Genomic DNA, 13,175 nt, shown 5'->3' with positions numbered 1-13,175 from the left:
AGATTTTAGTTATCAACGGAAGCAGGCAGTTGATACAAATCAAGAAATCATTTAGCTAAGATTAATAAAACTTATTTTTTGCGTCAGATCGAGTAAAGAAAAAAGCATGTGAATGTGATTATTATCTTGTATAACATCAGGTAATGTTTGAGCGGCGTTTTTTTACATCCACATCAATTGACCCTGCTGCTATCCTGTGCCTTAATACCCATATCGCCCCTCTTGTGGGTATACTTTAAGGAACCTTTTGTGAGTCAGGCACCCAGTATGCGTAATCGACATCGATTTAACCGTCGCATGACCCGTATCGTACTGCTTATCAGCTTTCTCTTTTTCTTTGGACGCTTCGTCTACTCCTCTATCGGTGCCTGGTACCATCATCAGGGCAAGATCGAGTCTCAGCAATCGACGATTACGGTAGATACACCGCCCCGGGAATAGGCCATCGCATCGGTGTGCACAGCCCCCGATTTCTGCCTACACGATCATATTTGCTTAAACGGTCAGCTCCATGTCACCCAGCTGGCGTAGCATTTCGCCGATCCCTTTACTGAGAATTTTGTCCTGGCGCATCACCACGCCTGGCTGACGGTGCAGAAGCGGCGTCAGCGACTGACGCACACTATCCAGCGTATTTCCGGTCGTAACGCCCACCGTCAGCAGCGGAGGGTCCAGCCGCAGCTGCTGGCCATCGCCGCGCCGTTTGCCTACGCCTGGCTTAATCATCATCTGGGGATCCAGGGGAGCCTGGTTGTTTCCGCGGCGCGGGTCAGTGCCGGGCTGGCGCTGGCCATGGCGCGGTACCCGCGTCATGTTCCAGCGCAGACGATGAACAGCCCCGTCAGAATCAGGCCGTGAATCCGCCATTAACATCAATGACCGAGCCGGTGATAAAGCCCGCCTCCGGCCCGGCCAGGAAAACAATCGTGGCGGCAACCTCCTCAACGCTCGCATAGCGCTGAATAGCGTGCGATGCCATCACCGCGGGTGGCAGATTGTCCTTCGAACCGGCCGCCATGTCGGTATCCATGATGCCCGCCTGAACCACATTGACGGTGATATTTCGCGCGCCCAGATCGCGCGCCGCACCCTTGCTGTAGCCTACGATAGCCGCTTTACTGGCGGCATAATCGGTCGTACCGGGGAAAGCGATGCGCGTACCAAGACCGGAGCCGATCGAGATAATCCGCCCACCGTCTGGCAGGACCTTCACCGCCGCGCGGATGTTGGCAATAACGCCCATCGTATTGATAAGCCATTGCCGATCCATCGCCCCATTGTCGATATCGGGGGCATCAATCGTTTTTCCCTGCCACGCGACGGCCGCGTTATTGACAAGAATGTCGAGTTTACCGAGTTTCTCCACCACTTCGCGCACCAGGGATTCCGCGACGGAGGGATCTCCCTGATCGGCGCCTATCGCAATGGCGCGCACGCCTTTTGCACGGAGCTTTTCCACGACGGCAAGCGCCTTCTCCGCGGAAGCAACGTAAGTAATAGCAATATCCGCCCCCTGGTCTGCCAGAGCGCCCGCGATCGCCGCCCCGAGACCGCGCGACCCACCGGTGATGAGCGCCACTTTTCCTGCGAGTTTTTTGTTCATGTCAGATTCCTGAGTAGGTTGGGTAGAAAGGAGGATTCGGCTCACCACGGCAGGCGTTCGTCCTGGAAAAAGAAACCGCCCGTTGGCCCCTCCTCCCCGATGCGGGCATACCGGATGACGGTACGTGCGCCGCTTTCGGCGCTCATGTCTGCCCGCTCACCGCCCATGCTGGTCTGCAGCCAGCCGGGGTGAACCGCATTAATTTTGATCGATGTGCCGCGCAACTCTTCCGCAATCAGGATGGTAAAGGCGTTGAGCGCAGCTTTCGATGTGTCATAGCCCAGCGCGCGAATCGGATAGACCGGCGAATTCGGATCGGATAAATGGCTAAGCGACCCACGGATACTGGAGACATTGACGACGCGACCCGCCACCGCGCGCCTGAGCAGCGGCAGCAAGGCTTGGGTCAGAAAGACGGGAGCGAAAAAGTTGGCCTCAAATGTGTCACGCACCACGTCGGATAGAGCCTCGCTCGGCGGCCGAAGCGCCGGCGTCCCGCCATCGGGACTGTCCAACAGGATGCCGGCGTTGTTAATCAGGATGTCGAGCCTGCCGTGCGCGTTGCCGATGTCCCTGTAAGCCGCCTGTCGATCCGACTCGCGGGTAACGTCGAGCTTCAGCGCCGAGGCCTTGCCGCCCTGGCCACACAGTCTGTCCGCCACCTCCCGGGCTTTTTTCTCGTCACGCGCGCCAACTATGACGTGGGCGCCAAGCGCAGCAAGCTGCTGAGAGATCTCCAGACCGAGACCTCGCGCGCCTCCGGTCACCAGTGCGACCTTAGCGTGAAGCGGTGGATTGTTATTCGTCATAATGACATCCCTTTATTGGCTAAGGTTGGGTCGGAAGAATCGATAAGAAATCACTGACGCCGTCGGCTACCCTTTTCAGCTCAGAGCGCTGGCGCGATCCCTCCTGCTTACAAATACAATACCGATCGATATAGTATCGAAAGGTATTGTATTTGCCGCCGAGGTGTCAAGGGATTTATACTGATCGGTATTGAAATATGGGGTGAATGGAAATGGGACGTCACAGACAATTCAACGAAGACGAAGCGCTGGCCGCGGCGCTCTCTGTCTTTTGGCAAAAAGGTTACGAGGGCACCTCTCTTGAGGATCTGACGCAAGCCACTGGCGTGGCCCGTCCCGGTCTCTATGCGGCCTTCGGGAACAAGCAAAAAATTTTCATCAAAGCTCTCGATCTCTACGACAGCCGCTACATGGGCTTTATGCGCGACGCGCTCAACGAACCCACGTCGCGCAGGGTCGTTGAGCGAATCCTGCGCGAGTCTGCCGGCGTCCAGACCGCAAGCGCCGAACACCTGGGCTGCCTGGGCCTCAACGGCGCGCTGGCCTGCTCCGATGACGCGGAACCCATTCGTCGCGAGCTCATTCGCCGCCGAAGCGCAACGCAGCTGGCGCTAAGTCAACGTCTGGAACAAGCGCAACGCGAAGGCGATTTACCGCCATCCGTGGACTGCGCCACCCTGGCAACCTTCGTGATGACGTTATCTCAGGGGATGGCCGTACAGGCCAAAGCCGGAGCCAGCAGGCAGATGCTTGAGGCGCTGGTCGACCACGCGCTCAGCAGCTGGCCCTCCGCAACCCCATAGCGTTGCTGCCCCGAATCGGGTAAGCGGCATAAAAAAGCCCGCGTTATCGCGGGCTTAATTAAAAGACAGACGCCTTTCGGTTACAAACCGGCCTCATTCATCCAAATCTCCGCATCTGCGCCTGCGGGAATACGTAACGGGGCGGAGGGATCGGTAGCCGCCCGCCAGACGGCGGCGGCCACGTCGGAGGCATGAGTCACAGGAGCTGAGTCGTCCTGGACACTCCTTACAAATTGTTGCAGCATCGGCGCATAGTCCGGCTCCTCCATGCCACGCAAGTGCGGGCGGGCATTGTCGCCGAATCGGGTTTCCAGCGAACGACCGGGCAAAACGATGTGCACGCGGACGCCGAAAGGCGCCATTTCCACCGCCAGAGACTCGGTGAAGGCGTTTACGGCGGCCTTACTTGCCCGGTAGACTCCGACGATCGGCAACGTTTTGAGCGTTACCGTCGACGTCACATTGATGACCACACCGGCCCGGCGATGGCGCATTTGCGGCACAATAGCCTGCACCATCGCCAGCGTTCCGATCGTATTGGTCGCAAACAGAGCATGGATTGTTTCTGGCGCCGTTAGCTCGACCGGCGCCGGCGCCCCGAAGCCAGCATTATTGACCAGAACATCGATTGGGCCAGCAGCCTCCACTGCCCGGGCGATACTTGCCGGTGAGGTGACATCGAGCTCAAGCAGGCGTAGCCGTCGCGAAACCGGCAGCAGGCCTTCACGCGGCGTTCGCATCGTTGCAATCACATCCCAGCCCTTTTCAATAAACAGCTTCGCGGTTTCCAGACCGAAGCCGGACGAACAACCCGTGATCAATATCGTAGGCATAAGCATCTCCACTAAACGTTGACTCGTTCATGGTAGCGGCACAGAGATGGACGTAATATAGTTTATAGTCGCCATTACTTTAGAAATAGTCCTGTTTATGAACGTCGATCCTCTGGCGCAAATCGTCACACTACTACAGCCTGCCGCGCGTTTTTCAAAACTGGTGGCATGTGCCGGCTTCTGGCAGATTCATCGCGAGGCGACGGGAGAACCCTTTTATTGCGCAATCCTTGAAGGAAGCTGCCGTATCACCTTAGGCGGGCACCAGCGATTCGTTCTCAGGGCCGGCGACTTTATTCTCGCCCCGGCGATGCGGGAGATGGTCAACGAGAGTCTCAATGCACCGGACGACATGCCTCCTACATCGCCCATCCGGGTCAGCGAAGGCCATTTTCGCGTCGGACGCCAGCACGGCCCAGCCGATCTGCGCATGCGGATCGGGCATTGCAGCTTTGGAGCGCCGGATGCGGCGCTGCTCGTTTCGCTGCTGCCGGACGTGGTTGTAGTGCGCGATCGGCCCCGACTCGCCACGCTGATACAGCTGATCGACGAGGAAACACGCGAGCGCCGGGCGGCAAAAGAACTCGTGCTGGAGCGGCTTCTCGAGGTACTGTTGATCGAGGCGTTGCGATCCGCCACGGAGAGCACATCCGCGCCAGGCCTGAGCCGCGGCCTGGCTGATGAGCGTCTTGCGGCCGCGCTTCGTGCCATGCATGCCCGGCCTGAACATTCCTGGACAGTTGCCGAACTGGCCACCCGCGCCGCGCTGTCCCGCTCAGCCTTCTTTGCCCGATTCAACCGCATCGTCGGCCTGCCGCCAATGGAATATTTGCTGGCCTGGCGGATGGCGCTGGCAAAGCAGCTATTGCGGAGCCGGGAGCTCAGCATCGATCGCGTAGCGATGCAGGTGGGCTACGGTTCGGCAAGCAGTTTTAGCGCTGCGTTTGCGCGGTACGTCGGCATGCCTCCAGCCCGCTATGCGCGGGAGGCATCCCCGTCCCCGCAGGAGCCTCCGCATGGCGCTCCCGACGATCTCTCAGGGCAGAATTAAATTAAACGTGCGGCCTTTCACATAGAGGATGCCTGGTTGAGAAAGATGTCCGCCGATGGCTCCGCCAGGAAAAGCTCACCTGGGGCCGAACAGCAGAGATCGAACGCGAAGCGGTAGGATGGGTATAAATACAGGCGCAGGGGCCCATTTCTCGAATGCGGCGAACAACGCAAGGGTGAATGCCCTGTTAGCGCGGGCTTTTGACATGCCATAAAAAATGCCATTAATGATGTAAAAATCACTAACGGCATTATTTTTATTGAATTAAATCAATGCGTTGATAGGGGTTTTACTCCCACTCGATCGTCGCAGGCGGCTTGCCGCTGATATCATAAACCACGCGGGAGATGCCGTTCACTTCGTTGATGATGCGGTTGGACACGCGGCCGAGGAAGTCATACGGCAGGTGCGCCCAGTGAGCGGTCATAAAGTCGATGGTTTCGACCGCACGCAGGGAAACCACCCAGTCGTATTTACGGCCGTCGCCCATCACGCCCACCGAACGAACCGGCAGGAATACGGTGAACGCCTGGCTCACTTTGTTGTACAGATCGGCTTTGTGCAGCTCTTCGATGAAGATAGCGTCCGCACGACGCAGCAGGTCGCAGTACTCTTTCTTCACTTCGCCCAACACGCGAACGCCAAGACCCGGCCCCGGGAACGGGTGACGATACAGCATATCGTACGGCAGGCCCAGTTCCAGACCGATCTTACGCACTTCATCTTTGAACAGCTCACGCAGCGGCTCAACGAGGCCCATCTTCATCTCTTTCGGCAGGCCGCCGACATTGTGGTGAGATTTGATGACGTGCGCTTTCCCGGTTGCGGAAGCCGCGGATTCGATAACGTCAGGATAGATGGTGCCCTGCGCCAGCCACTTCACATCTTCCAGCTTCAGCGCTTCTTCGTCGAAGACTTCCACGAAGACGCGGCCGATAATTTTACGTTTCGCTTCCGGATCGTTTTCGCCCGCCAGCGCGTCCAGGAAGCGCTTCTCGCCTTCCACGTGCACGATGTTCAGGCCGAAGTGGTCACCGAACATGTCCATAACCTGCTGGGCTTCATTCAGACGCAGCAGACCGTTGTCGACGAATACGCAGGTCAGGTTTTTGCCGATAGCACGGTGCAGCAGCATCGCGGTGACGGAGGAGTCAACGCCGCCGGACAGGCCGAGGATCACTTTGTCATCGCCAACCTGCTGGCGGATACGCTCAACGGCGTCGTCGATGATTTTCGCCGGCGTCCACAGCGCTTCACACTGGCAGATATCGCGCACAAAGCGTTCCAGCATACGCATACCCTGGCGGGTGTGGGTCACTTCCGGGTGGAACTGCACGCCGTAGAAGCGTTTTTCTTCGTTCGCCATAATCGCGAACGGGCAGCTTTCGGTGCTGGCAACGGTCACGAAGTCAGACGGGATCGCGGTGACTTTATCGCCGTGGCTCATCCACACATCCAGCAGCGGCTTGCCGTCTGCCGTCAGGGAGTCTTCAATACCGTGCACCAGCGCGCTGTCAGTGACAACTTCGACCTGAGCGTAGCCAAATTCACGCTCGTTAGAACCTTCAACGTGACCGCCCAACTGCATTGCCATGGTCTGCATACCGTAGCAGACGCCGAATACCGGTACGCCGGCTTCGAAAACATACTGCGGCGCGCGCGGGCTGTTATGTTCAGTGGTACTTTCCGGGCCGCCGGAAAGAATGATGCCGCTTGGGTTGAACTCACGAATTTGAGCTTCAGTCACGTCCCAGGCCCACAGCTCGCAATAAACCCCTAATTCACGTACGCGACGCGCAACCAACTGGGTGTACTGAGAACCGAAGTCCAGGATAAGAATGCGATGTTTATGAATGTTATCCGTCATTGACGTTTATTCCAGAGCAGTAGCGATTAAATAAAATCGCCCGGCGCATGGCCGGGCGATGTAAATCAGGAGCCCATGCGGTAGTTCGGGGATTCCTTGGTGATCGTCACGTCGTGAACGTGGCTTTCCTGGATGCCTGCACCGCTGATACGCACGAATTCCGCTTTAGTACGCAGGGTGTCAATGGTACCACAACCGGTCAGACCCATACAGGAGCGCAGGCCGCCCATCTGCTGGTGAATGATCTCTTTCAGGCGGCCTTTATAGGCAACGCGGCCTTCGATACCTTCCGGTACCAGTTTATCGGCAGCGTTATCGCTCTGGAAGTAACGGTCAGAGGAACCTTTGGACATCGCGCCCAGAGAACCCATCCCGCGGTAAGATTTGTAAGAACGCCCCTGGTAGAGCTCAATTTCACCCGGGGATTCTTCGGTACCGGCCAGCATAGAACCCACCATGACGGCAGCCGCGCCGGCGGCAATCGCTTTAGCAATATCGCCGGAGAAACGGATACCGCCATCGGCGATAACCGGAATGCCGGTACCTTCCAGCGCTTCAACAGCGTCAGAAACGGCGGTAATCTGCGGAACCCCAACGCCGGTGACGATACGGGTAGTACAGATAGAGCCAGGACCGATACCCACTTTCACCGCGCTCACGCCAGCTTCCGCCAGCGCGCGTGCGCCAGCGCCGGTCGCCACGTTGCCGCCGATGATTTGCAGGTCCGGGTATTTAGCACGAGTTTCACGAATGCGCTGCAGTACGCCTTCGGAATGGCCGTGGGAGGAGTCGATCAGCAGAACGTCAACGCCGGCGGCAACCAGCGCATCTACGCGCTCTTCGTTACCCGCGCCCGCACCAACCGCGGCGCCAACGCGCAGACGACCACGCTCATCTTTACAGGCGTTCGGTTTACGTTCCGCTTTCTGGAAATCTTTTACGGTGATCATGCCGATCAGATGGAAGCCGTCGTCGACGACCAGCGCTTTTTCGACGCGCTTCTCGTGCATTTTGGCAAATACGACTTCGCGGCTTTCACCTTCACGTACGGTGACCAGACGCTCTTTCGGCGTCATATAAACGCTGACCGGCTGGTTCAGATCGGTCACAAAACGCACGTCACGACCGGTGATGATCCCCACCAGTTCGTTATCTTCGGTCACCACCGGGTAGCCGGCAAAACCGTTACGTTCGGTCAGTACTTTCACTTCGCGCAGAGTGGTGGTTGGCAGAACGGTCTGTGGGTCAGAAACCACGCCGGACTCATGCTTCTTCACCCGGCGAACTTCCTCCGCCTGGCGCTCGATAGACATGTTTTTGTGAATAAAGCCGATGCCGCCTTCCTGTGCCAGGGCAATTGCCAGACGCGCTTCCGTTACGGTATCCATGGCTGCGGAGAGCATTGGAATATTCAGACGAATGGTTTTGGTCAGCTGGGTGCTGAGATCGGCAGTATTCGGCAGAACGGTAGAATGAGCGGGAACGAGGAGGACGTCGTCAAACGTCAGAGCTTCTTTAGCGATACGTAGCATGGGCAATATCTCGACCAGGGTGGATAAATATTGCCGTGGCATTATACAGAGCGTAACCGATTGCATCTACCCTTTTTTGCAAATAATACTTGCGATCGCCTCTCAGCGCGTTACTATCGACTGAATAACCTGCTGATTTAAAATTTGATCTTGCTCACATGTTGCCATCTCAATCCCCCGCAATTTTCACCGTAAGCCGCCTCAACCAGACGGTGCGTCTGCTGCTGGAACAGGAAATGGGCCAGGTCTGGATCAGCGGCGAGATCTCCAACTTCAGCCAGCCCTCCTCCGGCCACTGGTACTTCACCTTAAAAGACGATAACGCCCAGGTACGCTGTGCAATGTTCCGCAACAGCAACCGCCGCGTCACCTTTCGTCCGCAGCACGGGCAACAGGTGCTGGTTCGCGCCAACGTCACGCTGTATGAGCCGCGCGGCGACTACCAGATTATCGTAGAGAGCATGCAGCCCGCCGGGGAAGGTTTGCTGCAGCAGAAATATGAACAGCTGAAGGCGCTGCTGGCGGCGGAAGGCCTTTTCGACCAGCAGCATAAACAAACGCTGCCTTCGCCTGCCCACTGCGTCGGCGTTATCACCTCGAAAACCGGCGCGGCGCTGCATGACATTTTGCAGGTGCTGAAACGCCGCGATCCGTCCCTGCCGGTGGTTATCTACCCAACGGCGGTACAGGGCGAAGATGCCCCGGGGCACATCGTTCGCGCCATCGAGCTGGCCAACCTTCGCCAGGAGTGTGATGTGCTAATCGTCGGCCGCGGCGGCGGTTCGCTGGAAGATTTATGGAGTTTTAACGATGAACGGGTCGCGCGGGCGATTTTCGCCAGCCGCATTCCAGTCGTCAGCGCCGTTGGTCATGAAACCGACGTGACTATCGCCGACTTTGTCGCCGATTTGCGGGCCCCTACTCCCTCGGCGGCGGCAGAGATTGTCAGCCGCAATCAGCAGGAGCTACTGCGTCAGCTGCAGTCCGGGCAGCAGCGTCTGGAAATGGCGATGGACTATTTCCTCGCCAACCGCCATCGTCGCTTCACCCAACTGTTCCACCGTCTGCAGCAACAGCACCCGCAGCTGCGCCTGGCCCGTCAGCAAACGGCGCTCGAACGACTGCGTCAGCGGCTGCGTCTGGCGCTGGATACGCAGATGAAACGCGCCGATCAGCGTCAGCAGCGGGTGGTTCAACGCCTGAATATGCAAAACCCGCAGCCGCGCATTCATCGTAGTCAGTCACGAATTCAGCAGCTGGAATACCGCCTCGCGGAGAGCATCCGCTCGCGTTTAAGCGAACAGCGGGAACGCTTTGGCAATACGGTGACGCACCTCGAAGCCGTTAGCCCGCTGGCGACGCTGGCCCGCGGCTATAGCGTCACTTCCGCCAGCGACGGCAAAGTGCTGAAACAAACCAAACAGGTGAAGGCGGGCGATCTGCTGACCACCCGGTTAAATGACGGCTGGGTCGAAAGCGAAGTGAAAACGATTACGCCCGTGAAGAAAACGCGGGCGAAGAAGAAGTAACAACGGTTATTCTACCGCCGCCCACTCGACGCGTTTTTTCGAAATCAACCCGTGCCCGTTCTGGCAAAAATAATCCACTGCGCCACACGCTTTTAAAATCTCCAGCGGCTTGTGGCAATCCGGGCAGCGGGCTTCCAGGGCAAACTCTTTCGCACACTGCTGACAGTGTGCATTCTGATCCTGTAGTTCCAGCGGCGCGCGACAGATGGGGCATGCGAGTTCCATGATGATTCCTTACCGAATGTTCTTCTGTTCAGTTTACCACGGCGGTGGTTCAGTGCGGCCCACGCAATTGCTGCTGTAACTCAAGCAAGAGCGCCACTTCGCCGATCCGTCGCTGCGTTAACCGGGACACTTCCTCGGGAGCGCGAACAAACAGGCCGTCTTTCCCCAGAATATACCCGCCCAGGCAATGCTCATAGATAGCCCCCGGACGCCGCCAGCGCGCAATACGATCGCCATCAATCAGCTCCACCACTTCGCAATTATCGCGCCGGTCCTGATTGATAATGCGCCCGTCGCGCAGCCAGATGCGCAGCCCTTTCTGCCCCCCGGCCGGCCCGGCATATTTGTTCAGCCAGATATTGAGCGGGATGCCGCTTAGCTCGCCCTGTAGGTGGGCTTCACCTTCGGCCGTTTGCGTGTCGCCACGGGCAATCGCCTTGCCGTGACGATCCTTCGCCTGCATAACCTCAAGGCGGAGGTCATCCGAACCACCACAGTAGCGGATTGTTTCGCGCAGCATCGCCAGCACATGCGTACCAATATCAAGAATCACACCGTCAGGATGGCACAACTGGCGCGTATCCGGTTCACCGGTGGCAAAATTGAGCGCCACGGGCTCGCCGCGGTCGTTAAAGCCGCTGGGCTCCTGCAAATAACCGTCGATACGGATAATGTCCTGCACAGAGGAGATCGGCACCTCATCTTCCCCCTGCCAGCGATCGTCCAGCTTACCCAACGCCAGTTTCAATGCCCCGTCACGCGCCATCCAGTGATCGAGCGCCAGCACCCGACGCGCGATTTGCGGGTCGCTGAGTACGGTACGCAAACGGGCCACCTGTTGGAGAGTCGCTACAATCGGTTTTTCCACCACAATACGCGGGCAGGAAGATGCCAGCGCCGCTTCCAGAACCGGCAGATGCTGTAGCGACGCGGTGGTAATAAACAGCAGATCCAGCGATTGCCCCAGCAGGGCCGCCAGCGAGTCGCAGCGGGTTATCCCCGCCAGCGTTCTCGCGGGATTGGCATCAAAACCCCAGCACGCCGTCAGCGGTAACGCCAGACGGCCCAGCGCGGGAAGATAGGCGGTTTCCACCACCGCGCCCAGCCCAACAAATCCTACTTGCATAGTCACCCTGCCACCGTTATTGCTGGATTATCAGCGAAATTGACAGGGGTATTATACACGCCGTGCTGTCGGCGGCTGTAGAGCCTAACTGACATAAAAAAACCCGCCGCCGGCGGGTTTGTTACTTATTTGCTTTTCTTGATGTGCTTAATCAAGCGCTTGCGCTTACGCATCTGGTTCGGCGTCAGGGTATTACGTTTGTTGGCAAACGGGTTTTCCCCTTCCTTGAACTGGATACGAATAGGCGTACCCATGACGTCCAGCGATTTGCGGAAGTAGTTCATCAGGTAACGCTTATAGGAGTCCGGCAGGTCTTTCACCTGGTTACCGTGGATGACCACAATCGGCGGGTTATACCCCCCGGCGTGGGCATATTTCAGCTTCACGCGACGACCGCGCACCAGCGGCGGCTGATGGTCTTCTGCCGCCATCGTCATGATGCGGGTCAGCATTGCCGTCCCGACGCGACGGGTGGCGCTGTCATACGCTTCCCGGACGGACTCGAACAGGTTACCGACGCCGCTGCCGTGCAGCGCGGAGATAAAGTGCACGCGCGCGAAGTCGATAAAGCCCAGACGGAAGTCCAGAGTCTCTTTCACCTGCTCTCTGACTTCGTTGCTCAGGCCGTCCCATTTGTTAACCACAATCACCAGCGAACGACCGCTGTTGAGGATAAAGCCAAGCAGAGAGAGATCCTGGTCGGAGATGCCTTCACGCGCATCGATAACCAGCAGCACCACGTTGGCGTCTTCAATCGCCTGCAGGGTTTTGATGACCGAGAATTTTTCCACCACATCGGTAATTTTACCGCGCTTACGCACGCCCGCGGTGTCGATCAGCACGTATTCACGCTCATCGCGCTGCATCGGAATGTAGATGCTGTCGCGCGTTGTGCCCGGCATGTCGTAGACCACCACGCGGTCTTCGCCGAGAATACGGTTGGTCAAAGTGGACTTACCGACGTTCGGACGACCGACAATCGCCAGCTTGATCGGCAGATCTTGCGGATTGAAGTCCTCTTCCGGCTCTTCACTCTCTTCACCGTTCTGTTCGGCTTCAAACTGCGCCCAGTAGGCCGCGTCTTCATCGACTTCTTCCGACGGGTCGATTTCTTCCGCCCACGGCAGGAGGACATGTTCCAGCAGGCTGGTCACGCCGCGGCCGTGGGAAGCCGCGATCGGATGGATATCGCCCAGGCCCAGCGACCAGAAGTCGGCAATCGCCTGATCGGCATCGATGCCGTCGGTTTTGTTGGCCACCAGGAAGGTGGGCTTTTCACGAGAGCGCAGGTGTTTGGCGATAGCGGTATCGGCAGGCATCAGACCCGCGCGCGCATCGACCATAAACAGCACCACATCCGCCTCTTCAATCGCCAGCAGCGATTGTTCCGCCATCCGGGTTTCAACGCCATCTTCTGTGCCATCGATACCGCCGGTATCGATACAGATAAATTCACGACCTTCAACTTCAGCACGACCGTACTTACGGTCACGAGTCAGCCCCGGGAAATCCGCGACCAACGCATCACGAGTGCGCGTCAAACGGTTGAAAAGCGTGGATTTTCCAACATTAGGGCGCCCGACAAGCGCGACCACAGGTATCATGTTAAATGCCTCTTACAAATTGCTATGCAACATCGTTTTAACGACGTTTTAAAAAAAGTCAAAACGGCCCCTGTCTGCCAGGAGCCGTTTCTCAATCGCACTCTACCCGTTGTTTTCAGCTTCCTTCTTCCCGGCGGCGCAGCCGAATCACTGACCTCAATCAGCGACCCGGTAGCGCGTTACCTGGCGCGGC

12 protein-coding genes and 2 pseudogenes are annotated in these 13,175 nt (G+C 57.8%); 5 read left to right on the top strand and 9 right to left on the bottom strand.

The features are described 5' to 3' along the window. Positions 1 to 267: 267 nt before the first annotated feature. Positions 268 to 441, top strand: a complete 174-nt coding sequence (locus ACI2JR_RS12460) for a YfgG family protein (protein ID WP_462478672.1) — start codon at positions 268 to 270, stop codon at positions 439 to 441. Between the two features lie 54 nt (positions 442 to 495). On the opposite strand, the pseudogene ACI2JR_RS12455 reads toward ACI2JR_RS12460, so the two are convergent. Next, a pseudogene (locus ACI2JR_RS12455) lies at positions 496 to 615 on the bottom strand (LysR family transcriptional regulator); the annotation flags it as partial. A 54-nt stretch (positions 616 to 669) separates the two neighbouring features. Here ACI2JR_RS12455 and ACI2JR_RS12450 point away from each other — a divergent pair. Next, positions 670 to 858: pseudogene (locus tag ACI2JR_RS12450) on the top strand (MFS transporter); the annotation flags it as partial. Here ACI2JR_RS12450 and ACI2JR_RS12445 read toward each other — a convergent pair. Next, a complete protein-coding gene (locus ACI2JR_RS12445; RefSeq protein WP_132726013.1) occupies positions 848 to 1,603 on the bottom strand; it encodes an SDR family NAD(P)-dependent oxidoreductase in 756 nt (251 codons plus the stop codon). The pseudogene ACI2JR_RS12450 and the gene ACI2JR_RS12445 overlap by 11 nt on opposite strands. A 41-nt stretch (positions 1,604 to 1,644) precedes the next feature. After that, the gene (locus tag ACI2JR_RS12440; protein WP_132726016.1) at positions 1,645 to 2,412 is read right to left on the bottom strand and encodes an SDR family oxidoreductase; all 768 of its coding nucleotides are present in this window, start codon (positions 2,410 to 2,412) and stop codon (positions 1,645 to 1,647) included. Between the two features lie 212 nt (positions 2,413 to 2,624). On the opposite strand from ACI2JR_RS12440, the gene ACI2JR_RS12435 reads away from it, so the two are divergent. Continuing rightward, positions 2,625 to 3,215 carry a TetR/AcrR family transcriptional regulator gene (locus ACI2JR_RS12435; protein WP_462478671.1) on the top strand — a complete coding sequence of 197 codons (591 nt, stop codon included), beginning with the start codon at positions 2,625 to 2,627 and terminating at the stop codon, positions 3,213 to 3,215. Positions 3,216 to 3,295: 80 nt separating this feature from the next. Here the strand turns inward: ACI2JR_RS12435 and ACI2JR_RS12430 are convergent, their stop codons facing one another. Then, complete coding sequence (locus ACI2JR_RS12430; protein WP_462478670.1) at positions 3,296 to 4,048, bottom strand: SDR family oxidoreductase; 753 nt, start codon at positions 4,046 to 4,048, stop codon at positions 3,296 to 3,298. 97 nt (positions 4,049 to 4,145) lie between these two features. Here ACI2JR_RS12430 and ACI2JR_RS12425 point away from each other — a divergent pair, with 97 nt between their 5' ends. Beyond that, the gene (locus ACI2JR_RS12425; RefSeq protein WP_132726025.1) at positions 4,146 to 5,099 is read left to right on the top strand and encodes an AraC family transcriptional regulator; all 954 of its coding nucleotides are present in this window, start codon (positions 4,146 to 4,148) and stop codon (positions 5,097 to 5,099) included. A gap of 289 nt (positions 5,100 to 5,388) precedes the next feature. Here the strand turns inward: ACI2JR_RS12425 and guaA are convergent, their stop codons facing one another. Together guaA and guaB are read right to left on the bottom strand one after the other, a co-directional pair. Beyond that, positions 5,389 to 6,966, bottom strand: coding sequence for a glutamine-hydrolyzing GMP synthase (guaA, locus tag ACI2JR_RS12420; protein ID WP_462478669.1), 1,578 nt, complete (start codon positions 6,964 to 6,966; stop codon positions 5,389 to 5,391). Between the two features lie 65 nt (positions 6,967 to 7,031). Continuing rightward, entirely contained in the window at positions 7,032 to 8,498 is a 1,467-nt protein-coding gene (gene guaB / locus ACI2JR_RS12415; RefSeq protein WP_132726031.1) for an IMP dehydrogenase, read from the bottom strand. A 158-nt stretch (positions 8,499 to 8,656) separates the two neighbouring features. Between guaB and xseA the strand changes: the two genes are divergently transcribed. Next, a complete protein-coding gene (gene xseA / locus ACI2JR_RS12410; protein WP_132726034.1) occupies positions 8,657 to 10,027 on the top strand; it encodes an exodeoxyribonuclease VII large subunit in 1,371 nt (456 codons plus the stop codon). A gap of 6 nt (positions 10,028 to 10,033) precedes the next feature. On the opposite strand, the gene ACI2JR_RS12405 is transcribed toward xseA, so the two are convergent. The 3 genes from ACI2JR_RS12405 to der form a co-directional block, all read right to left on the bottom strand. Continuing rightward, a complete protein-coding gene (locus ACI2JR_RS12405) occupies positions 10,034 to 10,252 on the bottom strand; it encodes a zinc ribbon domain-containing protein (protein WP_462478668.1) in 219 nt (72 codons plus the stop codon). 49 nt (positions 10,253 to 10,301) lie between these two features. Then, the gene (locus ACI2JR_RS12400) at positions 10,302 to 11,378 is read right to left on the bottom strand and encodes a Gfo/Idh/MocA family oxidoreductase (protein ID WP_462478667.1); all 1,077 of its coding nucleotides are present in this window, start codon (positions 11,376 to 11,378) and stop codon (positions 10,302 to 10,304) included. Between the two features lie 125 nt (positions 11,379 to 11,503). Beyond that, positions 11,504 to 12,982 (bottom strand): ribosome biogenesis GTPase Der, encoded by a 1,479-nt coding sequence (gene der / locus ACI2JR_RS12395; protein ID WP_132726043.1) that lies wholly within the window; start codon positions 12,980 to 12,982, stop codon positions 11,504 to 11,506. Between the last annotated feature and the right edge of the window lie 193 nt (positions 12,983 to 13,175).

The organism is Klebsiella sp. NPDC088457 (genome assembly GCF_044900465.1).
Taxonomy (GTDB): domain Bacteria; phylum Pseudomonadota; class Gammaproteobacteria; order Enterobacterales; family Enterobacteriaceae; genus Klebsiella.
This window is presented reverse-complemented; position numbering and strand designations above follow the sequence as displayed.